Source organism: Actinophytocola sp. (assembly GCF_050699915.1).
GTDB lineage: Bacteria > Actinomycetota > Actinomycetes > Mycobacteriales > Pseudonocardiaceae > Actinophytocola.
Map to the genome: position 1 here is coordinate 1 of NZ_JBOHGA010000021.1, position 22,047 is coordinate 22,047.

Genomic DNA, 22,047 nt, shown 5'->3' on the forward strand with positions numbered 1-22,047 from the left:
TGCCCGCGGCGGCCCCAACGCGGCTCCACCAGCAGCGAGCTGACCAGCGCGACCGTCGCCGAGTCCTTGGCCGGCGAGCCGTCCGCGCCGGCGGTCTCGTCCTCCGGCGCCGGCCCGGCCGCACAGAAGCCGACGAGCCAGTCACCCTCGGCGGCCACGAACACCTGCGCCGGGCCCTGTTCGACGGTCTGCCGCCAGGTCAGCTCGGCCTCGCCGGCGTCGAGCTCGTCGAGGATCGCGGCGGGCAACAGGTCGGCGTAGGCGGCGCGCCAGGTGTCGAGCTGGATCCTCGCGATCTCCGCGGCGTCGGCGGGCTCGGCGGGACGGACGGAGGCATCGGCCATGCCGGCAACCTACCGGCCCATCCTCCTGCGAGGCGGTGCGGCCGCGACGTACTCTCTGCACTCGTGAACGCGGTCTCCGTCCCCGGCTACGAGATCATCGACCCGTTGGGGCGGGGCGGGTTCGGCGTCGTGTACCGCGCGCGCCAGGTCACCATCGACCGCGAGGTCGCGATCAAGGTCGACACCAGGCTGATCCTCGACGACCGCGACCAGCGCCGGTTCCTCCGCGAGGTGCGCGCCGCCGGGCGGCTGTCCGGGCACCCGCACGTGGTGGAGCTCTACGACGCGGGCGTGCTGCCCGACTCCCGGCCGTACCTGGTGATGGAGCTCTGCCCGGGCGGCTCGCTCGCCGACCGCGGACGGATGTCCATGCGCGAGGTCGTCGAGGTCGGCCAGAAGATCGCCGACGCGCTCGGCGCCGCGCACGACCTCGGCGTACTCCACCGCGACATCAAGCCGGGGAACATCCTGGTCAAGCGGTACGGCACGGTCGCGCTGGCGGACTTCGGCCTCGCCGCGGTTGTGGAGGCCGGCCGCGACTCGTCGGTCACGCTCGCCGCGCTGACCCCGGCCTACGCCGCGCCCGAGGCGTTCCACCTGCACCCGCCGACGGTCCAGTCCGACGTCTACGCGCTGACCGCGACGCTGTACACGCTGCTCACCGGCCATCCGCCGCGGTTTCCGGCCGAGGGCGACCTGAGCCTGCCGGAGATCATGCGCCGCCACGACAGTCCCATCGACGACGTGCCCGACGTGGCGCCGGAGCTGATGTCAATCCTGCGCCGGGGCCTCGCGAAGAACCCGGACCACCGCTACCCGGAGGCCGCCGCGCTGGCGGCGGACCTGAACGGCCTGACGATGGGCGACTTCGCCGGCCCGCGACACGCCGTCACCCACACGATCACCACGATCGCGACTCCTCGCCCGGCACGGCCGCGGCCACCTGCTCCGTCGCCACCGTCGCTGTCCTCGCCTCCGCTGTCCTCGTCACGTCCGCCGCATGCTCCGGCCACTCCGCCATCCGGGCATCCCGGTGCGCCGCGGTCGCATCCCGGCCCGCCGCAGAGTCCGCCTTGGGGTTTACCGCAGCGGCCTTCGACACCGCCGCATGGGCGGCCGTCCGGTCCGCCGCCTTCGCACCCGCGCAGCGGTGAGTCGGTCCCGACCGGGTCGCGCCGGTCACGGCGCCCGCTGATCCTGGCCGCCGTGGCGTTGGTCGCGGCGTTCGCGCTGCTGGCGGGCGTGTACTTCGTCATTCGGGGCACCGACTCGGATCGCGACCCCGGCGGTTCCGGCTCCGGCGGGCGTTCCGGCGACACCTCGCAGGGCGCTGACGACACGATCAAGTACGGCGTGCCGACCGTCACCGACGGCTGCCCGGCGGCCGAGGTCGCCGGCGCCGGCGCGCGGTGCACCAAGCGGGCGCAGTGCTGGAGCGGCATCCTGCTCATCCAGGGGCAGCTGTCGAGCGTCCGCGAGCTGCCCTGCGACGAGGGCCACGTCTTCGAGACGTTCGCCATCGCGGCGGTGCCGCCGGCGGTCGTCGACCCCTACCAGGACGCGCTCGCCGAGGACCCGTCCGTGCGAAAGGTGTGCTCGGTGTCGACCTTGCTGGACTCCCGGCACGGCGACGCGTCGAAGTACGGCGAGACGGACTGGTCGATCGAGGTGCTGCCGCCGACCCCGGAGGACCGCGCGCGGGGCCGTGACATCTATCGCTGCGTCGCCACGCTCCCGGGTGTCGAGGGCATCACCGGATCGATGTTCCGACCGCGTTGAGTAACCGCTGATTTTTTGTCAGTGGTTCGTGTCATCGTGTCGGACGTGAGCAACACCGCCCTCGACCCGCCCCTGACCGGTGCCCGCGCCGGCTGGCTCGCCTGGACCGCGCTCGGCGTCGTGTACGTCGTGTGGGGTTCCACGTACCTGGCCATCCGGTTCAGCGTGGAGACCATGCCGCCGCTGCTGTCCGGCGGCGGCCGGTTTCTCGCCTCCGGGGTCCTGTTAAGCGTGGCGGTGCTGCTGTTCGCGGGTCTGGCCGGGTTCCGGATGACCTGGCGGCAGTTCGGCACCGCCGCCCTGGTCGGCGTGCTGCTGCCGGCCTGGGGCAACGGGCTGGTCGTGGTCGCCGAGCAGCACGTGGCCTCCGGGGTGGCCGCGCTGCTGATCGCGAGCGTGCCGTTGTACGTGGTGGTGCTGCGCCGGCTGACCGGCCAGCGGCCGCCGTCGGTCACGCTGCTGGGCGTGCTCGTCGGGGTGGCCGGGCTGGCCGTGCTGCTGCTCGGCGGTCCGGTCGCGGGCGCGCACGGGTCCGCGTGGTGGGGCCCGTGGCTGGTGCTGCTGGCCGCGCTCGGCTGGGCGTCCGGCACGGTCGCGGGCTCGCGGCTGCCGGTGCCGCCGAACCCGGTCACGTTCTCGGCGGTGGGCATGCTGATCGGCGGAGCGGTGCTGACTGTGGGCAGTATGGTGGCCGGCGAGCGGCTGGACCTCGCGGAGGTGAGCACCGCGTCGTGGCTCAGCTGGGGGTACCTCGTGCTGTTCGGCGCGCTGGCGTTCAGCGCGTACGTCTACGCCCTCGGCCGGCTGCCGGTGTCCACTGTGGCCACCTACGCGTACGTGAACCCGGTGATCGCCGTGCTGCTGGGCATTCTGCTGGCCGGCGAGGACTTCGGCCTGGTCCAGCTGGCGGGCGGCGTGGTCGTCGTGTGCGCCGTGGTTCTTGTCATCCGGGCGGAGAGCCGCCCCGGCCGAAACGCCTTCCCGGAAGGAACTCCTCGATGACCCCCACCCTCGGCCCGGACGCGGCGCGCCGGATCGCCTTGGCAGCACAGGGTTTCGCGGACGCCCGCCCGGCCGGCGAGATCACCCGCCGGCACCTGCGGCGCGTACTCGACCGGGTGCGGTTGATCCAGCTCGACTCGGTGAACGTGGCGGTGCGGGCGCACTACATGCCGCTGTTCAGCCGGCTCGGCGCGTACCCGGCCGCGCTGGTGGACGACGCCGCGTGGGAGCACCGCGCGCGCCGGCCGCGGTTGCTCGTGGAGTACTGGGCGCACGAGGCGAGCCTGCTGCCGGTCGACGACTGGCCGCTGTTCCGGTGGCGCATGCGTTACTACGAGCAGCGGTATGGGGAGCACTACGCCGAGCTGCTGAAGAGCTCGCCGGGCTTGTTCGACGACGTGCTGGCGGCGGTGAAGGATCTCGGGCCGATCGGCGCCGGGCCGCTGGAGGCCGAGCTCGGTCACGTGGGCCGACGGGCCGGCGGTGGTTGGTGGAACCGGTCGTCGGTCAAGCACGCGTGCGAGTACCTGTTCGCGGTGGGGGAGCTGACAACCGGTGCGCGCCGGGGCTTCCAACGCCTGTACGACCTGCCGGAGCGCGTGCTCCCGCCCGAGGTGCACGGCGCCCCGGAGATGTCCACAGAGGACGCGATCCGAGAGCTGACCCTGCGAGCCGCGACCGCGCACGGCATCGCCACGGAGCCGGACCTGCGCGACTACTACCGAGTCCGACCGCCGGAGCGAAGCAGGCAGGCGGTGGCGGAGCTGGTCGAGGAGGGTCTGCTGGAGGAGGTCTCGGTGCGAGGCTGGACGCACCCGGCGTACCGCCACGTCGACGCCCGCCAGCCGCGCCGGGTGACGGGCCGGGCGCTGCTGTGCCCGTTCGACCCCCTGATCTGGGAACGGGCTCGCACCGAGCGCATCTTCGGCTTCCACTACCGCATAGAGATCTACGTCCCCGAACCGAAACGCGTGTACGGCTACTACGTGTTCCCGTTCCTACTGGACGGCGAGCTGGTAGCCCGAGTGGACCTGAAGACCGACCGCCAAGCAGGCACCCTCCGAGTAAGAGGCGCCTTCGCCGAACCGACGGCCCACGCCCCCCGAGTGGCCGCCGAACTGGCCGCGGAGCTACAGGTGATGGCCGACTGGCTGGAACTGGACAAGGTAGTGGTCGAAGACCGCGGCACCCTGGCCCCCGCCCTACGAGCCGTCCTCACCTGACCGGCCGGGCGGCGGGCCGGCGACGGCCGAGGGGTGCCGGCGGGGTGAAGGGCCGGGGACCGGGTGGCGGCACGTCCGCCCGGCGGCTGGCGACGGCAAGGGGTTGCCGGCAAGGGGGAGGGGCCGGGGACCGGGATGATGCAGCGTTCGGCGGGGCGGTGGCCGGATGGCAGAAGTGTCAGGCGGCCGGCAGCGACAGCGGCCCAGGGGCCAGATGCGACCGGTTTGCTGGTCGATGTCGATGGCGGTGTGATGACAGCACTTCCGCCGGCGGCTGGGCGCCGGGCTGGCGACAGCGGCCAAAGGGGCGACGTCTGTGGTCGGCGCGGCAGCGGGTCGGTCGGCGGGCCGGGCCAGCAGCGGCTGAGAGCTGAGTGGCAGTAAGCCCCCGGTCGATGGGCCCTGGGCGGTAGCGGCCGGGCACCGGTGCGGCTGTCGCGGCCGGCGGCGAAGCGATCGGCACGGCGCGCCGGCGGCCAGGTGGCCAAGCGGTGCCGGTGGTTCTGCCGTGGCCGCGCCGGCGAAGAGGCCGGGCCTGCGCGGAGCTGCGCAGCCACCCGGCCTCCTCCACCCCCTATTTCAAGAAGTCACTCCACCGCGGTCGTGACCAGGGCCGAGCCCGACCCGGTCCGCCCCCGCACCCGCAGCGACGGCGCCGACGACGGCGGAGAAGACGCCAGGTCCAGCTCACTGCGCGCCTCGCCCGAGCCGGAGGACAGGTCGATCTCCGCCGGGTTGCCCTCTCGGATGCCTACTCGGATCTCGCCTGAGCCGGTGTGCAGTTCCAGCTGCCCGGCTGACGCGTTGGCGATCGTCACGTTGCCGCTGCCCGTTCGCGCTAGGACGTCGGCCGACACCGCGCCCAGCCAGACATCACCGCTGCCGGTGACCACCGTGCTCACGCCGCCGACCGCGCTGACCTCGACATCACCACTGCCCGTCTTCGCTCGCACGCCCGCCGCCATCGGGCCGAGCCGCACCACGCCGGAGCCCGTGTCCACCTTCGCGCCGGCGGTGGACTGGTCGGCGCTCACCCGCCCCGAGCCGGTGTGCAGCTCGAGCCGGCCGGCGGAGCCGCTCACGTTGAGGTCACCCGAGCCGGACTTCGCCATCACGTGGCTGCCCACCGGCGCCTGCACCGACACGGCGACCGCCACGTTGCGCAGCTGCATGTCCTTCGGCGTCCGCACGACCAGCCGGCCGTCCGTGAAGTCGACCCTGGTCTGCCGCACCGCCTCTGCGGCCGGGCTCGACGGCGTCTCCTCCTCCGAGGTCGAGCCGGTCTGGCCGAACTGCGAGTTGATCCAACTCATCAGGTTCGACATGCCGACCGCGAACGGGCTCGCGCCGCTCGGATCGTGCCGCACCTCGACGTGCACCCCGGGCTCGTCCACGAGCCGCACGTCGATCTGCCCCGGCCCGGTGGCGATGTCGATCTCCACCGACCCCTCGTGCTCGAAGCTCTGCTGCCGGACCAGGTCCTCGACACCCTCGGTCATCGCGCTCATCCCTCGTACCAGCCGTGCACCCGGGACGACGAGCCGCCGCCCTTGTGCTCCTGCGCCCACTCGGTCCAGCCGTACCGGCCCCCGTCCTTACGACCCTTGCCGCGCCCGTGTAGCGCCCCCTGGACGGCCTGCTGCACGAACGTGTTCAGCGAGACCCCCTGCGCGGCCGCCGCCTGCTCGGCCTTGCTCTTGAGCTGCTCGAACAGCCGCAGCGTCATGCGGCTCATGTCGCCACCCTCGTCCGGCGGCGGCATCTCCTCCCCGCGCGGCGGCTCGTTCGCGGGCCCGGTGCGGGTGACGACCACCTGGACGTCGCGGCCGTCGAGCCGCACCTCCACGACGTGGTCCTCCAGCGAGGCGGTGACCTCCGCGGCGATGTCGGACAAGGCGTTCATGATCGCCAGCCGCGCGGCGGGCTCCAGCGCGGCGGCCAACACCGCGGCGGCGCGCCGAGTGTTGTCGTCACCGGCGGAGGCGGCCGTGGAGAGGTCCTCCCGCATCGCGGCGACGTAAGGTGTGAGATCCATGATGTCACTATGACGTCAGATCTGACATCAGTCAAGCGTCAGGCACTGTCACGGTGACATCACCAGAATACGCGCGCGGCGCGGCCGGTCGGCGGCGTCGCGGCGGTTAGCATGCGCAGCATGACCGAGACCGTGTCCCCGAAGGTCCAGCTCGTCGCCAAGACGGAGTTCTTCCCGCCGGCGGACGTGCCGTGGTCCACCGACGCGGACGGCGGTGAGGCGCTCGCCGAGTTCGCCGGCCGGGCCTGCTACCAGTCGTGGAAGAAGCCCAACCCGGTGACCGCCACCAACGCCGGCTACCTGCGCCACATCCTCGAGGTCGGCCACCTCTCGGTCCTCGAGCACGGCACGGTCAGCTTCTACATCACCGGCATCTCGCGCAGCCTGACCCACGAGCTCATCCGGCACCGGCACTTCTCCTACAGCCAGCTCTCCCAGCGCTACGTGCCCGAGCGCAACGCCGCGATGGTCGAGCCCGACGTCATCGCCGCCGACCCGGTGCTGCACGAGAAGTTCCAGCGCGCCGCCGAGGCGAGCGTCGCCGCCTACACCGAGCTGCTCCAGGGTCTCGAGGAGCGCTTCGCCGACGTGCCCAACGCGACCCTGCGCCGCAAGCAGGCCCGGCAGGCCGCCCGCGCCGTGCTGCCCAACGCCACCGAGACGCGCATCGTCGTCACGGGCAACTACCGCGCCTGGCGCCACTTCATCGCGATGCGGGCGAGCGAACACGCCGACGTAGAGATCCGCGAGCTGGCCGTGGAATGCCTGCGCCAGCTGCAGAAGACGGCCGCCAACGTGTTCGACGACTTCGTGATCTCCACGCTGCCGGACGGCTCCGAGGTCGCCTCCAGCCCGTTCGTCACCGAGGGCTGATCCTGTGAGCGGAGCTTGCGGAGCGAGCAATTCAACACAGGGCGACCGTGAACGGCGGCACCGAGCCTGCGAGGGGGCGTCGTGAAACGTCTCGTTGTCGACGTCAGGGGCGGCGACTACTCGATCCTGCGCCTGCCCCCGGGCACCGCGCCCGAGCCGCACCTGTTCACCGTCGGTGGCGTCACCGTGGTGTCGGTGATCAGCGGGCCCGACGGCGTCACCGTGGTCTGCCCGACCCGGGTGGCGCCCGAGTCCGACGCCCGGGATGACGGCTGGCGGCTGCTGTCCGTGCGCGGGCCCCTGGAGTTCGCGCTCACCGGCATCATGGCCGCCCTCTCCGGCGAGCTCGCCGCGGCCGGCGTCAGCCTGTTCGCCGTCTCCACCTACGACACCGACCACGTGCTGGTGAAGGCCGACGACCTCGAGCGCGCGGTCCGGGCCCTGCGCGAGGCCGGCCACGAGGTCGGCCCGCTCTAGTCGGCCGGGAACTCCGCCCGCACGCCGAGCAGGCGGATCGGCCGGTTGGCGGCGAAGCGGGCCAGCACGGTGAGCGCCGCGTCCTCGATGGCGGCCGCGTCGCTGGTCGGCGCCGCCAGCGTCATGCTCCGGGTGTGGGTGAAGAACGGCGCGAACCGCACCTTCACCGCCACCCGCGCCGCCGGACGACCCTCGGTCAGCACGTCCTGCGCCACCCGCCGGGCCAGCTCCGAGACCTGGGCGGCGACCTCGTCCGGCGCGACCAGGTCCTCCTGGAACGTCGTCTCCCGGCTCCGCGACCGCGCCGTCCACGGCGTGCTCCGCACCGTCGTGGACCCGGCGCCCAGCGCGACCGTCCGCAGCCACGGCCCGATCGTCGGACCCAGCCGCGCCGCCAGCACCTCCGGGTCGGCCCGCGCCAGGTCGGCCACCGTCAGGTAACCCAGCTCGGACAGCTTCCGCGCCGTCTTGCGGCCGATGCCCCACAGCGCCTCGGTCGGCCGGTCGGCCATCACCGCCACCCAGTTGTCCCGGGTCAGCTCGTACACGCCGGCCGGCTTGGCGAACCCGGTCGCGAGCTTGGCCCGCAGCGTGTTGTCCCCGATGCCGACCGAGCACGACAGCGAAGTCCGCTCCCGCACCACCCGCTGGATCTCCCGCGCCACGGCCCACGGGTCCTCTGTGGACATACCGAGGAACGCCTCGTCCCAGCCCAGCACCTCGACTACCGCGTCGAACGAGCGCAGCACCGCCATCACGTCCGCCGACACCGCCTCGTACGCCGGCGCGTCGTGCGGCAGGAACACCGCGTCGGGACACTTGCGGGCGGCCAGCCGCATGGGCATCCCGGACCCGACGCCGAACTCCCGCGCCTCGTACGACGCCGTCGCCACGACCGAGCGGCGCGTCGGGTCGCCGTTGCCGCCGACGATCACCGGCTTGCCGCGCAGCTCGGGCCGCCGCAGCACCTCGACCGCCGCGATGAACTGGTCGAGGTCGACGTGGAGTATCCAAGCCGCCATGACGACAGTGTGACGCGCGTTAGCATTCCGCGCGTGACCCAGCCGGAACACCCACAGCCGACCCAGCAGACGACCCAGCAGACCGGTCCCGCGCAGCGCGTGATCGCCGGGCGCTACGTCGTGCTGGAGGAGATCGGCCGCGGCGGCATGGGCATCGTGTGGCTCGCCGAGGACAGCACGATCGGCCGCCGCGTGGCGATCAAGGAGCTGCACCTGCCCGACGGGGTGCCGCCGGACGAGCGCAAGGTCCTCGAGCAGCGGGTGCTGCGCGAGGCGCGCACGGCCGGCCGGCTCAACGACCCGGCGGTGGTCACCGTGTACGACGTGGTGCAGGAGTCGGGCAACACGTTCATCGTGATGGAGCTGATCCAGGCCCCGACGCTGTCGGCGATCGTCAACCGGCAGGGGGCGCTGCCGCAGGAGGCCGTCGCCCGCCTCGCCGAGCAGCTGCTGTCCGGGCTGGAGGCCGCGCACGCGGCGGGTGTGGTGCACCGGGACGTGAAGCCCAGCAACATCATGGTGTTGCCCAACGGGCGGGTGAAGCTGACCGACTTCGGCATCGCGCAGTCCACCGACGACCCTCGGCTGACCACCAGCGGCGTCCTCGTCGGCTCGCCCAGCTATATCGCCCCCGAACGCCTCCGCGGCGTCGAGGCCGACGCCGGCTCGGACCTGTGGGCGCTCGCCGCCTCGCTGTTCTACGCCGTCGAGGGCCACTCGCCCTACGAGCGGACCTCCACCGCGGCGACCATGCACGCGATCCTCAACGAGGTTCCCTACCTCACCCGCTGCCAGGGCCCGCTCGCCTCGGTGATCATGGGCCTGCTCAACAGCACGCCCCAGGCCCGGCTCTCCGCCATGCAGGTCCGCGGCCTGCTCGCCCAGGCGACGAACACGCCGGCGATGGGGACCCAGACCGTGCCCGCCGGCTACAACGGCGGCACCGCGATGCTTCCGGGCGCGCCGCCCACCCACATGAACACGAGCCAGAACCGGCCCCGCCGCACAGGTTTGCTGATCGCGGCGCTGGTGGCGGTCCTCCTCGGCGGTGCGGCCGGTGGCTGGTTCGGCGGCCGGGCGCTGCTGGCCGGCGAGCAGCCGGTCGACGACGCCAAGGGCGCCACGATGAGCTACGGCCCGGGCGGCGGGACGGTCGAGGAGTTCGCCCTGAGCTCCGGCCACTGCTCGGCCGCCCAGCTGCGCGCGGGCCGGAGCTACCCGTCCGGCAGCAACTCCGACTGCGCGAGCCCGCACGACTTCGAGGTGTACGACTCGGACGACTTCGACACCGCCGCGAGCGACTACCCCGGCGAGTCGTACATGCGGACCTATGGCGAGGGGCTGTGCGCGATGGTCTTCCGCACCAGCATGCTGGACGGCGCGGACCGCGACACGTTGTCCTTCGCGACGCTCTACCCGACCAAGCAGTCGTGGGACGAGCAGGCCGACAACGACTCCAGCGACGGCGGCGACCGCTCGGTCTACTGCGTGATCACGAACCGGGACCCCAACAAACAGCTGGACAGCCAGCAGTTCGCGACGTCGTGAAACCCAGCCACTGAGTACTGTCGGCGGCATGGCTGTTTCCACCGACGAGCGTGCCGCGTTGAGCGACCTCCTCGTCGAACTGGGTCCCGACGAGCCCACGCTGTGCGAGGGCTGGCAGACCCGTGACATCACCGCCCACCTGGTGGTGCGCGAACGCCGGCCGGACGCCTCGCCGGGCATCCTGCTCGCACCGCTCGCCGGCTACACCAAGCGCGTCCAGGACGCCTATGCCCGCCGGCCCTGGGCCGAGCTCGTCGACCTCTTCCGCTCCGGGCCGCCGGCGCTCTCGCCGACCCGGATTCCCCTGGTGGACCGGCTCGTCAACAGCGTCGAGATGCTCGTCCACCACGAGGACGTCCGGCGCGGGCAGCCGGGCTGGCAGCCGCGCGACCCCGACCGCGCGCGGGACGCGGCCGCCTGGGTCGGGGTGAGCCGAGCGGGACGGTTGACGCTGCGCCGGTGCCCGGTCGGCCTGGTCCTGCGCCGGCCGGACGGCAAGGAGGTCGTCGCGAAGCGCGGGCCGAACACGGTGATCCTCTCCGGCCCGCCGGTGGACCTGCTGCTGTTCGCGTTCGGTCGCGACGCGGTCCACGTCGAGTTCGAGGGCGAGCAGTCCTCGATCGCGGTGGTGAAGGGACTGCAACGAAGTTTGTGACCGCTGTTCGGCGCTCGCACGGAACCTGACATCCTTCAGCCCGGTCTGAGACACCACCGGGACCGGAGGAGGTCGAGGTGACGCAGGACCCGACACAGCAGCGGACCGTGCCCGCGAACGTACCCGGCTCGCGCGTGCTCGCGAACCGCTACGAGCTCGGCTCGGAGATCGGCCGCGGCGGCATGGGCATCGTCTGGCTCGCCGAGGACCGGATGATCGGCCGCCGAGTGGCCATCAAGGAGCTGCACCTGCCGGCCGGCGTGCCCGACGACGAGCGCAAGATCCTCGAAGAGCGCGTGCTGCGCGAGGCGCGCACCGCGGGCCGGCTGAACGACCCGGGCGTGGTCACGGTGTACGACGTGCTGCAGGAGTCCGGCAGCACCTACATCGTGATGGAGCTGATCCAGGCGCCCACGCTGACCGCGATCGTGCGCGAGCGGGGCGCGTTGCCGCAGGACGCCGTGGCGCGGCTGGCCGAGCAGCTGCTGTCCGCGCTGGAGGCCGCGCACGCGGCGGGCGTGGTGCACCGGGACGTGAAGCCCAGCAACATCATGGTGTTGCCCAACGGACGGGTGAAGCTGACCGACTTCGGCATCGCGCAGTCCACCGACGATCCCAGACTCACCACGAGCGGGATCCTCGTCGGCTCGCCGACCTACATGGCGCCGGAGCGGATCAAGGGAGCCGAGGCGGACGCGGGCTCGGACCTGTGGGCGCTCGCCGCCGTACTGTTCTACGCGGTCGAGGGCTACTCGCCGTTCGAACGCTCGTCGACCGCGGCGACCATGCACGCGATCGTCAACGAGGTGCCGTACCTGACGCGCTGCCAGGGCCCGCTCGCCTCGGTGATCATGGGCCTGCTCAACAGCACGCCCCAGGCCCGGCTATCGGCCGACCAGGTCCGCGGCCTGCTCGCCCAGGCGACCCGCACCCCGCCCGGCGGCCTCACCGCGACCACCGTCGCGTCCGCGCCGCCGATGCCGACGAGCTGGCTTCCCTACCCGGCGAGCCCCGCCCGCCCGGGGCGGTCCCCGCTGCGCACGGTGTCGGTCGTCGTGGCCGCCGTCGTCGCGGCGGCGGGCCTGTTCCTCGGCGGCTTCTTCGTCCACGACGCCGTCCAGCCCGAGCCCGAGTCCGACCGCCCGGCCAACATGGACACGGCGATCACCTACGGCAAGGGCGGCACGCTGCCGGAGCTGACCTGGAACGGCTACCCCGAGGGCCAGTGCTTCAACGGCCGGCTCACCAAGGGCCAGCGGATCACCGCGAGCGCCCAGGTGGAGTGTGCCGAGCCGCACGACCTGCAGTTCTTCCACACGGAAACCCAGCTGCGGGCGCCCGAGGAGTACGAGGAGTTCCCGTCCCCGGAGTACCCGGACCCCGCCGAGCTGACCGCGTACACCGAGCGGCTGTGCACGCTGGTGTTCGAGTCGAACTGGCTGGCCGGCGACAAGGGCGAGGTGCGCTACCGGGCGGTGATCCCGACCGCGGACGGCTGGGACGACGACCGGTCGGTCACCTGCGTCCTCTACCGGGCCGACGGCGAGCAGCTGACGGAGTCCTACATCGCGTCGAGTGAGTAGCCGCTTTGGGTCACGGGGTAGCGTCTCGGCCATGAACACGTGCCCCACCGCGAGACCAGGACGGCCTTTCGGTCAGGTGCTCACCGCGATGGTGAGCCCCTTCGATGCCAGCGGGAAGCTGGATCTGGACGCGGCTGGGCGGCTCGCCACCCACCTGGTTGACCTGGGCAACGACGGGCTGGTGGTCAACGGGACCACCGGCGAGTCGCCCACCACCAGCGACTCGGAGAAGAGCGAGCTGGTCCGCGCGGTCGTCGACGCGGTGGGCGACCGCGCCAGCGTCGTGGCGTCGGTCGGCACCTACGACACCGCCCACTCGGTGCACCTCGCCCGCGAGGCCGAGCAGGCCGGCGCGCACGGGCTCCTCGTGGTCACCCCGTACTACTCGCGGCCGCCGCAGGCCGGGCTGCTGGCGCATTTCACCGCGGTCGCGGACGCGACCGGGCTGCCGAACATGCTCTACGACATCCCGCCCCGCTCGGTCGTGCCGATCGAGGTCGACACGCTGCGCCGGCTCGCCGAGCATCCGCGGATCCAGGCCGTGAAGGACGCCAAGGGCGACCTGTTCGCCGGCAGCGAGGTCATCGCGAGCACCGACCTCGCCTACTACTCCGGCGACGACGCGCTGAACCTGCCGTGGCTGTCGGTCGGCGGCGTCGGCTTCGTCAGCGTCATCGGGCACGTGGTGGCCGGCCGGCTGCGGCGGCTGCTGGAGACCTACGACAGCGGCGACGTGAGTACCGCCCGCACCGTCCACCGTGGACTGCTGCCGGTCTGCCGGGCGATGGGCCGGGTCGGTGGCGTGATCTTCGTGAAGGCCGCGCTGCGGATGCGCGGGCACGACGCCGGCGAGCCGAGGCTGCCGCTGCCACCCGCGTCGGCCGAGCAGGTCGCCGCGATCGCCGCGGACCTCGGAGACGCCGGGGTGCCGCTGGCCGACGCCCCACCGTCCAACGTGGCCGCCGCGCGGGTGGCCCAGGCCGACGCCGCCGCGGCGTACGTCGCCACCACCACCCACACCAGTGCCGGGCAGGTCCATCGGTGACGTACGGGCAGATGGAGCCGCCGGGCGCGCTTGCCGACGGCGGGCTAAGGGTGGTCGCTCTCGGCGGCATCGGCGAGATCGGCCGGAACATGACGGTCTTCGAGTACGCCGGCAGGCTGCTCATCGTGGACTGCGGGGTGCTGTTCCCCGAGGACCAGCAGCCCGGCGTGGACCTGATCCTGCCGGACTTCCGGGCCATCGAGCCGCGGCTGCACGACATCGACGCGATCGTGCTGACCCACGGCCACGAGGACCACATCGGCGCGGTGCCCTTCCTGCTGCGGCAGCGGCCCGACGTGCCGGTGGTCGGCTCGCGGTTCACCCTCGCGCTGGTCGCCGCGAAGTGCCGGGAGCACCGGCTGAACCCGACCCTGATCGAGGTGACCGAGGGCGGCCGTCGCTCGTTCGGCGAGTTCGACTGCGAGTTCTTCGCGGTCAACCACTCCATCCCGGACGCGCTCGCGGTGGCCATCCGCACGCCGGCCGGGCTCGTGCTGCACACCGGCGACATCAAGCTCGACCAGCTGCCGCTGGACGGGCGGCTCACCGACATCGCGGGCTTCTCCCGCCTCGGCGACGAGGGCGTGGACCTGTTCCTGGTCGACTCGACGAACGCCGAGGTGCCCGGCTTCGTGATGGCCGAGCGGGAGATCGGCCCGGTACTGGACAACGTCATCGCGCGTGCCGAGCAGCGGGTGATCGTGGCGTGCTTCGCGAGCCACGTGCACCGGGTGCAGCAGGTACTCGACGTGGCGCTGCGGCACGGCCGGCGGATCGCGATGGTCGGCCGGTCGATGGTGCGCAACATGGGGATCGCCGCCGAGCTCGGCCTGCTGCGGGTGCCCGACGGTCTGCTCGTCGACATCGACGAGGCGATGGAGATGCCCGAGCGCAAGGTGCTGTTCGTGTCGACCGGGTCGCAGGGCGAGCCGCTGTCCGCGTTGTCCCGGATGGCACGCGGCGAGCATCGGCAGATCAGCGTCCGCCCCGGAGACACCGTGGTGCTGGCGAGCTCGATGATCCCGGGCAACGAGACCGCGGTGTTCGGGGTCGTCAACGGGCTCACCCGGCTCGGCGCCGCCGTCGTGCACCAGGGCAACGCCAAGGTGCACGTGTCCGGCCACGCGTCGGCGGGCGAGCTGCTGTTCCTCTACAACGCGGTGCGGCCGTCGAACGTGATGCCGGTGCACGGCGAGTGGCGGCACCTGCGGGCGAACGCGGCGCTGGCGACCGCGACCGGGGTGCCGACGCGGAACGTGGTGCTGGCCGAGGACGGCGTGGTGGTGGACCTGGTCGACGGCCGGGCGCGGATCAGCGGCCGGGTCGAGGTCGGCCACGTGTACGTGGACGGCCTGTCGGTGGGCGACGTCGGCGAGTCGACGCTGTCGGACCGGCTGATCCTCGGCGAGGGCGGCTTCATCGCGATCATCGTCGCGGTCGACTCCACGACCGGTCGCGCCCTCGGCCCGCCGACGATCTCGGGCCGCGGGTTCTCCGACGACCCGAAGGCGCTGGACGAGGTCGTGGCGCTGGTGGAGAAGGAGCTGTCGCACACGGAGTCGGAGGGCATCACCGACACGCACCGCATCGCGCAGTCGGTGCGCCGCGTGGTGGGCCGCTGGGTGGCCGACACCTACCGGCGCCGCCCGATGATCGTGCCGACGGTCATCCCGGTCTAGCGGTACCGCCGCTCAGCCGCGGGACAGGACGGCGACGATGACGGCGGCGCCGACCGAGAGGATCTGGCGCAGCAGGGCGCGGCGGGCCCTGCGCTGTTCGCGTCGGGTGGGGTTCATGGGCGGGTCACCTACTCACGGGGCGGGCTGGTTCCTGTATCGCCACCGAGACACCATTTGTGACGCCCGTCACGCCGTCATCTCAGCGGATGAACCGGCTCCCCATCGGGCAGGAGGTCCGCGACGACCGGAGCACGGGCGGCCTGCTGCACCACGGTCGCGCCGCAGAGCAGTACTCCGGCACCCACCAGCTGCACCGCGGTCAGCGACTGGCCCAGCATCAGCCAGGCCAGCGTCATCGCGACCACCGGTTCCAGCAGCCCCAGGACGCTCACCACGTTGGCCGGCAGGTCCCGCAGCGAGCTGATCGACAGCAGGTACGCCAGCGCCGTCGACACCACCGCGCACGCCACCAGCAGCAGCCACACCGGCACCTGCCGGCCGCCGAAGTCCGCGCCCACGCCGAACAGTTCGAACGGCAGCGACCACGGCGGCGCCAGCACGGAGATCGCCACCGCGCCGACGACCATGCCCCAGGTGACCATGCCCAGCGGGTCGAGCCGGCGCGCCCCGCGCTCGCCGACGATGAAGTACGCCGCCGAACACAGGGCCGCGCCGGCGCCGAGCAACAGCCCGATGGCGTCGAGGCGCAGGCCGTCCCACACCTGGGCCACCATCGCGAGCCCGACGACCGCGAGCACCGTGCCCACCCACATCCGCGCCGGCAGCACGACGCGCCGCACGAACCGCACCCACAGCGCCACCAGCACCGGCGAGGTGAACTCCAGCAGCATCGCGACACCGATCGGGATCCGGGCCACCGCGCCGAAGTAGAACAGCTGCACGCCGGCCACCCCGACCAGTCCGTAGCCGACCAGCAGCCGCCAGTCCGACCGCCGGACTCGCAGCAGCGCCGGCCGCCACAGCGCGACCACGGCGAGCAGCACGAGCGCGGCCAGCCCGATCCGCGCGCTGACCATCTCCTCGGGGCTCAGCCCGGCGTCCATGGCCGGCTTGGCGAGCGGACCGGAGGCGCCGAAGGACAGTGACGCGAACACGATCAGCAGGGTGCCGCGCCCGGCGTGGAGCGGTGCCGGTCGAGTAACCTGTGTCACGGTTTGAGTGGTCACAACATTCGACGTTACGGCATGTGCCGGTGGTCGCGATTGAAAACATTCCCAGGTGCGCGCAATATCGTTGCGTGGCCAAGAAGCTCGTCCTGGACGACACCGACCACCACCTGCTCGCCGAGCTGCAGGCCGACGCCGGTCGCACGCTCCGTGAGCTGGGCGAGCTCGTCGGGCTGTCGCCGAGCGCGGTGCAGCGGCGGATCGGGCGCTACCGGGACACCGGCCTGGTCGCCCGGACCGCGGCCGTGCTCGACTCGCGGTTCAGCGCCGACCTGATCATCGCCGTGTGCCTGGTGGCCATGGAGCGCGCGGCCAAGCGCCTGCTCGTCGCGTACGAGCACAAGCTGCTCGCCGCGCCGGAGGTCCAGCAGGTCTACGACGTGTCGGGCGAGTGGGACTACGTCGTCGTGCTCACGACCTCGGGCATGGCCCACCACAACCAGGTGGCCGAGCACCTGTTCAAGGACACCGCGGACGTGCGGCGGTACATGACGTTGTTCGTGCTGAACCCGGTTCGCACCGGCTCGGCGATCCCGACCCGGCCGCGGCCCTACGGCCGCCAGGGGGAGTAGCTGTCGAGCGGGCGGGTCGGGTCGTGGAAGCGCGGCGTGTCCGGCTCGTCGGCGCGCAGCGGCACCAGCTGGTCGGTGATCGCCTGCATGATCCGCTTGTGCGCGCGCACCGCGTCCCCCGGCGTGCTCGCCGACAGGTCCGACAGGTCGACGATCGGTCCGAAGTGGACCTTGAACACCGGCCGGTCGCGGACCGCGCGCAGCCAGGAACCCAGCAGCGGCAGGAGGTCCCGCCAGTTGGAGACCCGGTCCTTGCCCCAGTAGAGCGCCTCGTGCGCGCCCCACTGGCTGATCGTCATCACCGGCACCTTCGCGGCGAGCGCGACCCGCGCGACGCCGGTCTTGCCGCGTTCGGGCCACAGTCCGGGGTCGTGGCTGATCCGGCCCTCCGGGTAGACGAGTACCGGACCGGACGCCGATCGCAGCGCCGTTTTCACCCGGTCGAACGCCTCGACCACGTTGGTCTTGCCGCGGTCCACGCGGATGCTGCCGCCCTGCTTGAGTCCCCAGCCGACGACCGGTGCGTCCAGCAGGCCGGCGGTGAGCAGGAACCGCGGGTTGATCCCGTTCTCCCGCAGCACCGCGGTGAGCACGAACGGGTCGAACATGCCGATGTGGTTGGCCGCGATCAGTCCCGGGCGGCCGCGCATCTCGGGCGGGATCGTGCCGGTGACCTCGACTCTGCCGACCATCCGGACGAACCCGCGGTCCACGAAGGTCATCGCCCGCCAGGCCGGCGAGACACGTTCGGGCCGGTCCTCTCGGCGTGTCGACTCGGTGGGGCGGCGAAACAGCGCGACCATGAGCGGAGCATCGCACGGACCGGGTGGCCGGCGACCAGGTGGGCCGGACGTGCGCCCTCGTCACGCAAGATGCCCGTGTGGCAGAAGTGACTGATGTGGTGAAAGCCGACTACCGTGTGGAGCATGGCGAACCGGACGACAGCCTCCAAGTCCTCCAAGGGCGGCACCCGAGGCGGTAGTGGCACCCGGTCGACCAAGTCGTCCTCCCGTTCCCGCACCGCTTCCCGGCCGGCTTCTCGGCCCGCGCGGCGCCCGCCCGCACGTCGCAAGGGCGGTCTCGGCCGTGCGGTCTTCCGTGGCCTGCGTGGCAGCTGGAACCTGCTGGCCAAGGGCGTCGGCGGGATCGCCCGGACCATGGGCCGGACCAAGGACCTCGACCAGGCGCACCGCCGCGACGGGCTCGCCTTCGGGCTGATCGCCGTCGGGATGATCGCCGGCGCCGGCATCTGGTGGCACGCGGCCGGCCCGGTCGGGCACTACCTCGAGCTCGGCGTCCGCTCGGTCGTCGGCGCGGCCGCGATGGCGCTGCCGATGGTCCTGCTGGTGATCGGGATCGCGCTGATGCGCTCGGACCCGCAGCCGGAGAAGCGGCCGCGGCTGGTCATCGGCACGTTGCTGTTCTGTATGGCGTTTCTCGGCATCCTGCACCTGTTCAGCGACCTGCCCGAGGACAACGAGGGCCGGATGTACGCCGGCGGCGCGCTCGGCTACGTCTCCGGCGGGATGCTCGCAAAGGGCGTTACCACCTGGGTGGCGATCCCGCTGCTCGTCCTCGTGCTCGGCTTCGGCGTGCTGGTGTTCACCGGCACCCGCTTCCGCGACATCCCGACCCGGCTGCGCGAGCTGGGCATGGAGCCCGAGGACGAGGACGCGGAGGGCATCGACCTGCCGGGTCAGGAGGAGGAGCCGGCCGCCGAGACCAAGCTGCGCCGCCCGTCCCGGCGTCGCCAGGCCTCGATGGCCGACGCGGACTCGTCAGCCGAGCCGCCGCTCGAGACCGGCGTGGCCGACGTGCCGCCGTCTCCCGAGCCGCCCGCTCCGCCGCCGCGCAAGCGGCCGAAGCCCGAGCAGGTCAAGGAGAACCCGCAGCCCAAGGAGTCCGGCCAGCTCTCGCTGACCCGCGTCGTCGACGGCGACTACACGCTGCCCGACCCGAACCTGCTCGCCGGCGGGGACCCGCCCAAGGCCCGCAGCCGCGCCAACGACGCGATGATCGAGGCGATCACCGGCGTGCTGGACCAGTTCGCCGTCGACGCTCAGGTCACCGGCTTCACTCGTGGCCCGACCGTCACCCGCTACGAGGTCGAGCTCGGCCCGGGCGTGAAGGTCGAGAAGATCACCGCGCTGACCAAGAACATCGCCTACGCCGTGGCGACCGACAACGTGCGGCTGCTCGCGCCGATCCCCGGCAAGTCGGCGGTGGGCATCGAGGTGCCGAACTCCGACCGCGAGATGGTCCGGCTGGGCGACGTGCTGCGGTCGAACACCGCGGTCAAGGACACGCACCCGATGGTGATCGGCCTCGGCAAGGACATCGAGGGCCACATGGTCACCGCGAACCTGGCGAAGATGCCGCACCTGCTGTGCGCGGGGTCGACCGGGTCCGGCAAGTCGAGCTTCGTCAACTCGATGCTGGTGTCGCTGCTCGCGCGGGCCACCCCGGACGAGGTCCGGATGATCCTCATCGACCCGAAGATGGTCGAGCTGACGCCCTACGAGGGCATCCCGCACCTGATCACGCCGATCATCACGCAGCCGAAGAAGGCCGCGGCCGCGCTGACCTGGCTGGTCGAGGAGATGGAGCAGCGCTACCAGGACATGCAGGTCAACCGGGTGCGCCACATCGACGACTTCAACAAGAAGGTCAGGTCGGGCGAGATCACCGCGCCGCCCGGGTCCGAGCGCGAGTACCGGCCCTACCCGTACATCCTCGCGATCGTCGACGAGCTCGCGGACCTGATGATGACCGCGCCGCGCGACGTCGAGGACGCCATCGTGCGGATCACGCAGAAGGCCCGCGCGGCCGGCATCCACCTGGTGCTCGCGACGCAGCGCCCGTCGGTCGACGTGGTCACCGGTCTGATCAAGACGAACGTGCCGTCCCGGCTGGCCTTCGCGACGTCGTCGCTGACCGACTCGCGGGTCATCCTGGACCAGCCGGGCGCGGAGAAGCTGATCGGCATGGGCGACGGGCTGTACCTGCCGATGGGCGCGTCGAAGCCGGTGCGCGTCCAGGGCGCGTTCATCACCGACGACGAGATCAACGCGATCGTGTCGTCGGTGAAGGAGCAGGCACAGCCGGAGTACACCGAGGGCGTCACGGCGGCGAAGGCGAGCGAGAAGCGCGAGATCGACGAGGACATCGGGGACGATCTCGATGTGCTGCTGCAGGCCGCGGAGCTGGTGGTCACCTCGCAGTTCGGCTCGACGTCCATGCTGCAGCGCAAGCTGCGCGTCGGCTTCGCGAAGGCCGGCCGGCTGATGGACCTGCTGGAGAGCCGCGGCGTGGTGGGCCCGTCGGAGGGCTCGAAGGCCCGCGAGGTACTGATCAAGCCGGACGAGCTGGACTCCGTGCTGTACCTCATCCGCGGCGGCGGCCCGGCCCCCGACGACGACGACGAGGACTGACCGGGGTCAGCCGCCGCCGTAGCGGCGGACTGCCGCGTAGTAGACGTCGGCGAAGCGGTTGCACGCCCAGCGGCCGGCGCAGACCACGTACATGTCGGACTTGAACCGGTTGTCGATGCGCAGGCGGTCCGCCTCGGTGAACCGGCCCTGGCGCTTGTAGTTGCGGTAGCCGAAGTCGTGCCGGTGGCACGCCCGCACCAGGTTGTAGCCCAACGGGTTGTCCGGCGCGTTCGAGCAGCCGTCCGAGCTCCAGTCCAGCTGGCGGGCGTGCGGCCGCTGCGCCCGCGCGGACTGGAACGCGGCCAGGCTCGCCTTGTGCAGGTACCGGTCGGTGGTCCGGGCGAGCTGGACGGGACCGAGCTCGACCGGGCCAGGAGAAGCCTCCGCCGTCCCGGTCCCGACGACGAGGGTGGCGCTGGCGAGGACGGCGACGAGGATCGCCCGCGGGATCGACACAGCCACCATTACGCCAGCCGGGACCGTGGCCGGGAAACACACCGACGGGCGAAGACCGGCTCCCTAACGGGGGAAGTCGCCGGTCAGCCGCCGAACTGCCGGACCGCCAGGTAGTAGGTGTCGGCGAACCGGTTGCACGCCCAGTTGCCGTCGCACACCTCGTACATGTCGTCCTTGAATTTGTTGTCGATCGTCAGCCGGTTGGCCTCGGTGAAGCGGCCCTGGTCCTTGTAGTTGCGGTAGCCGAAGTCGTGCCGGTAGCAGGCCTTCACCAGGTTGAAGCCGAACGGGTTGTCCGGTGAGTTCGAGCAGCCGTCGGAGCTCCAGTCGAGCACGTCGCCGTTCGGCTGCTCGGCGCGCAGCTGCTGGAACTGCGTGAGGCTGGTGCTGTACATGTACTGGTCGGTGAGCTGCTGGGCGTCTTCGGCGAACGCGTCGGCGGTGATGGTGCCGACGACGACTGCGGCGCTGACGCCGGCTGCGGCGATGGTTGCCCGGGCGGCACGACGCAGGGTTTTCGTGGCCACGGAGTCGTCTCCCTCGTGAATGTGTGCAGGGACACACTCATTACGCCAGGAAGATCGCCGTTCCGTAACCAACTAACGGAGTGAATCCAGGTCTCGAAAGGGACTCACAGCTCCAGCAGCATGCGCGCGTTGCCGAGCGTGTTCGGCTTGACGTAGGGCAGGTCGAGGAACTCCGCGACGCCTTCGTCGGCCGAGCGGCGCATCTCGTCGTAGACCTCCGGGCTCACCGGGGTCCCGTCGATCTCGACGAAGCCGTACCGCGCGAAGAAGTCCGTCTCGAAGGTCAGCACGAACAGCCGGGCCAGCCCCAGCTCGCGGGCGAGCTCGATCAGCCGCTCGACGAGCAGCCCGCCCACCCCGAGCCGCAGCACGTGCGGCAGCACGGCGATCGTGCGGATCTCGGCGATGTCCTCCCACAGCACGTGCAGCGCGCCGCAGCCGACGAGCTCGCCGTCGAGCTCGGCCACCCAGAACTCCTGCACGTCCTCGTAGAGCGTGACAAGCTCCTTGGCGAGCAGGACCTTGCCCACGTAGGTGTCGATGACCGACTTGATCGTCCGCACGTCGCCGATCCGGGCGCGGCGGACCACGACGGCATGTTCCACCAGG

General features: G+C 71.9%; 20 protein-coding genes and 1 pseudogene. 12 read left to right on the forward strand and 9 right to left on the reverse strand.

The features are described 5' to 3' along the window. Positions 1–344: pseudogene (locus ACRDSK_RS06225) on the reverse strand (GNAT family N-acetyltransferase); the annotation flags it as partial. Between the two features lie 63 nt (positions 345–407). Here ACRDSK_RS06225 and ACRDSK_RS06230 point away from each other — a divergent pair. Genes ACRDSK_RS06230 through ACRDSK_RS06240 form a run of 3 tightly spaced genes read left to right on the forward strand, consistent with a single transcriptional unit; the run spans position 408 to position 4,348 of the window. After that, the gene (locus ACRDSK_RS06230; RefSeq protein WP_431438970.1) at positions 408–2,123 is read left to right on the forward strand and encodes a protein kinase domain-containing protein; all 1,716 of its coding nucleotides are present in this window, start codon (positions 408–410) and stop codon (positions 2,121–2,123) included. 45 nt (positions 2,124–2,168) lie between these two features. Continuing rightward, entirely contained in the window at positions 2,169–3,125 is a 957-nt protein-coding gene (locus tag ACRDSK_RS06235; protein WP_431438971.1) for an EamA family transporter, read from the forward strand. Further along, positions 3,122–4,348: a winged helix-turn-helix domain-containing protein gene (locus tag ACRDSK_RS06240; protein ID WP_431438972.1), complete on the forward strand. Its 1,227-nt coding sequence runs from the start codon at positions 3,122–3,124 to the stop codon at positions 4,346–4,348. The genes ACRDSK_RS06235 and ACRDSK_RS06240 overlap by 4 nt, the downstream gene beginning before the upstream one ends. Before the next feature lie 587 nt (positions 4,349–4,935). Here the strand turns inward: ACRDSK_RS06240 and ACRDSK_RS06245 are convergent. Together ACRDSK_RS06245 and ACRDSK_RS06250 are read right to left on the reverse strand one after the other, a co-directional pair. Next, complete coding sequence (locus ACRDSK_RS06245; RefSeq protein ID WP_431438973.1) at positions 4,936–5,847, reverse strand: DUF4097 family beta strand repeat-containing protein; 912 nt, start codon at positions 5,845–5,847, stop codon at positions 4,936–4,938. Between the two features lie 5 nt (positions 5,848–5,852). Further along, positions 5,853–6,383 carry a toxin-antitoxin system HicB family antitoxin gene (locus ACRDSK_RS06250; RefSeq protein ID WP_431438974.1) on the reverse strand — a complete coding sequence of 177 codons (531 nt, stop codon included), beginning with the start codon at positions 6,381–6,383 and terminating at the stop codon, positions 5,853–5,855. Between the two features lie 120 nt (positions 6,384–6,503). Here ACRDSK_RS06250 and thyX point away from each other — a divergent pair, with 120 nt between their 5' ends. Then, positions 6,504–7,256 carry an FAD-dependent thymidylate synthase gene (gene thyX / locus ACRDSK_RS06255; RefSeq protein ID WP_431438975.1) on the forward strand — a complete coding sequence of 251 codons (753 nt, stop codon included), beginning with the start codon at positions 6,504–6,506 and terminating at the stop codon, positions 7,254–7,256. 81 nt (positions 7,257–7,337) lie between these two features. Next, entirely contained in the window at positions 7,338–7,733 is a 396-nt protein-coding gene (locus ACRDSK_RS06260; RefSeq protein ID WP_431438976.1) for an ACT domain-containing protein, read from the forward strand. Here the strand turns inward: ACRDSK_RS06260 and ACRDSK_RS06265 are convergent. Next, complete coding sequence (locus tag ACRDSK_RS06265) at positions 7,730–8,755, reverse strand: DNA polymerase IV (RefSeq protein ID WP_431438977.1); 1,026 nt, start codon at positions 8,753–8,755, stop codon at positions 7,730–7,732. The genes ACRDSK_RS06260 and ACRDSK_RS06265 overlap by 4 nt on opposite strands. A gap of 33 nt (positions 8,756–8,788) precedes the next feature. Between ACRDSK_RS06265 and ACRDSK_RS06270 the strand changes: the two genes are divergently transcribed. The 5 genes from ACRDSK_RS06270 (at position 8,789) to ACRDSK_RS06290 (ending at position 15,265) form a co-directional block, all read left to right on the forward strand. Continuing rightward, positions 8,789–10,303, forward strand: a complete 1,515-nt coding sequence (locus ACRDSK_RS06270; RefSeq protein ID WP_431438978.1) for a serine/threonine-protein kinase — start codon at positions 8,789–8,791, stop codon at positions 10,301–10,303. 28 nt (positions 10,304–10,331) lie between these two features. Continuing rightward, positions 10,332–10,958: a TIGR03085 family metal-binding protein gene (locus tag ACRDSK_RS06275; protein WP_431438979.1), complete on the forward strand. Its 627-nt coding sequence runs from the start codon at positions 10,332–10,334 to the stop codon at positions 10,956–10,958. A 77-nt stretch (positions 10,959–11,035) separates the two neighbouring features. Next, positions 11,036–12,541, forward strand: a complete 1,506-nt coding sequence (locus tag ACRDSK_RS06280; RefSeq protein ID WP_431438980.1) for a protein kinase domain-containing protein — start codon at positions 11,036–11,038, stop codon at positions 12,539–12,541. Between the two features lie 31 nt (positions 12,542–12,572). After that, positions 12,573–13,586, forward strand: a complete 1,014-nt coding sequence (dapA, locus tag ACRDSK_RS06285; protein WP_431438981.1) for a 4-hydroxy-tetrahydrodipicolinate synthase — start codon at positions 12,573–12,575, stop codon at positions 13,584–13,586. 11 nt (positions 13,587–13,597) lie between these two features. Beyond that, a complete protein-coding gene (locus tag ACRDSK_RS06290; protein ID WP_431439014.1) occupies positions 13,598–15,265 on the forward strand; it encodes a ribonuclease J in 1,668 nt (555 codons plus the stop codon). Positions 15,266–15,459: 194 nt separating this feature from the next. On the opposite strand, the gene ACRDSK_RS06295 is transcribed toward ACRDSK_RS06290, so the two are convergent. Beyond that, on the reverse strand, positions 15,460–16,437 hold the full coding sequence (locus ACRDSK_RS06295; RefSeq protein WP_431438982.1) for an EamA family transporter: 978 nt from the start codon (positions 16,435–16,437) through the stop codon (positions 15,460–15,462). A gap of 86 nt (positions 16,438–16,523) precedes the next feature. Between ACRDSK_RS06295 and ACRDSK_RS06300 the strand changes: the two genes are divergently transcribed. After that, the gene (locus tag ACRDSK_RS06300; protein WP_431438983.1) at positions 16,524–17,024 is read left to right on the forward strand and encodes an Lrp/AsnC family transcriptional regulator; all 501 of its coding nucleotides are present in this window, start codon (positions 16,524–16,526) and stop codon (positions 17,022–17,024) included. Here ACRDSK_RS06300 and ACRDSK_RS06305 read toward each other — a convergent pair. Continuing rightward, complete coding sequence (locus tag ACRDSK_RS06305) at positions 17,003–17,827, reverse strand: lysophospholipid acyltransferase family protein (protein ID WP_431438984.1); 825 nt, start codon at positions 17,825–17,827, stop codon at positions 17,003–17,005. The two genes, ACRDSK_RS06300 and ACRDSK_RS06305, sit on opposite strands and share 22 nt — an antisense overlap. A gap of 123 nt (positions 17,828–17,950) precedes the next feature. On the opposite strand from ACRDSK_RS06305, the gene ACRDSK_RS06310 reads away from it, so the two are divergent. Beyond that, positions 17,951–20,455: a DNA translocase FtsK 4TM domain-containing protein gene (locus tag ACRDSK_RS06310; protein ID WP_431438985.1), complete on the forward strand. Its 2,505-nt coding sequence runs from the start codon at positions 17,951–17,953 to the stop codon at positions 20,453–20,455. 6 nt (positions 20,456–20,461) lie between these two features. Here ACRDSK_RS06310 and ACRDSK_RS06315 read toward each other — a convergent pair whose 3' ends face one another. From ACRDSK_RS06315 to ACRDSK_RS06325, 3 genes are all read right to left on the reverse strand, one after another. Continuing rightward, entirely contained in the window at positions 20,462–20,920 is a 459-nt protein-coding gene (locus ACRDSK_RS06315; RefSeq protein ID WP_431438986.1) for a phospholipase, read from the reverse strand. 74 nt (positions 20,921–20,994) lie between these two features. Further along, entirely contained in the window at positions 20,995–21,438 is a 444-nt protein-coding gene (locus ACRDSK_RS06320) for a phospholipase (RefSeq protein ID WP_431438987.1), read from the reverse strand. Between the two features lie 104 nt (positions 21,439–21,542). Beyond that, entirely contained in the window at positions 21,543–22,046 is a 504-nt protein-coding gene (locus ACRDSK_RS06325) for an amino-acid N-acetyltransferase (RefSeq protein ID WP_431439015.1), read from the reverse strand. Position 22,047 lies beyond the last annotated feature (1 nt).

Excerpts from the sequence above, each read along its gene's own strand:
- ACRDSK_RS06240 (WP_431438972.1), top strand. The coding sequence starts at position 3,122 with ATGACCCCCACCCTCGGCCCGGACGCGGCGCGCCGGATCGCCTTGGCA.
- ACRDSK_RS06245 (WP_431438973.1), bottom strand. The coding sequence starts at position 5,847 with ATGACCGAGGGTGTCGAGGACCTGGTCCGGCAGCAGAGCTTCGAGCAC.
- ACRDSK_RS06250 (WP_431438974.1), bottom strand. The coding sequence starts at position 6,383 with ATGGATCTCACACCTTACGTCGCCGCGATGCGGGAGGACCTCTCCACG.
- thyX (WP_431438975.1), top strand. The coding sequence starts at position 6,504 with ATGACCGAGACCGTGTCCCCGAAGGTCCAGCTCGTCGCCAAGACGGAG.
- ACRDSK_RS06265 (WP_431438977.1), bottom strand. The coding sequence starts at position 8,755 with ATGGCGGCTTGGATACTCCACGTCGACCTCGACCAGTTCATCGCGGCG.
- ACRDSK_RS06275 (WP_431438979.1), top strand. The coding sequence starts at position 10,332 with ATGGCTGTTTCCACCGACGAGCGTGCCGCGTTGAGCGACCTCCTCGTC.
- dapA (WP_431438981.1), top strand. The coding sequence starts at position 12,573 with ATGAACACGTGCCCCACCGCGAGACCAGGACGGCCTTTCGGTCAGGTG.
- ACRDSK_RS06290 (WP_431439014.1), top strand. The coding sequence starts at position 13,598 with ATGGAGCCGCCGGGCGCGCTTGCCGACGGCGGGCTAAGGGTGGTCGCT.
- ACRDSK_RS06305 (WP_431438984.1), bottom strand. The coding sequence starts at position 17,827 with ATGGTCGCGCTGTTTCGCCGCCCCACCGAGTCGACACGCCGAGAGGAC.
- ACRDSK_RS06310 (WP_431438985.1), top strand. The coding sequence starts at position 17,951 with ATGGCGAACCGGACGACAGCCTCCAAGTCCTCCAAGGGCGGCACCCGA.
- ACRDSK_RS06315 (WP_431438986.1), bottom strand. The coding sequence starts at position 20,920 with ATGGTGGCTGTGTCGATCCCGCGGGCGATCCTCGTCGCCGTCCTCGCC.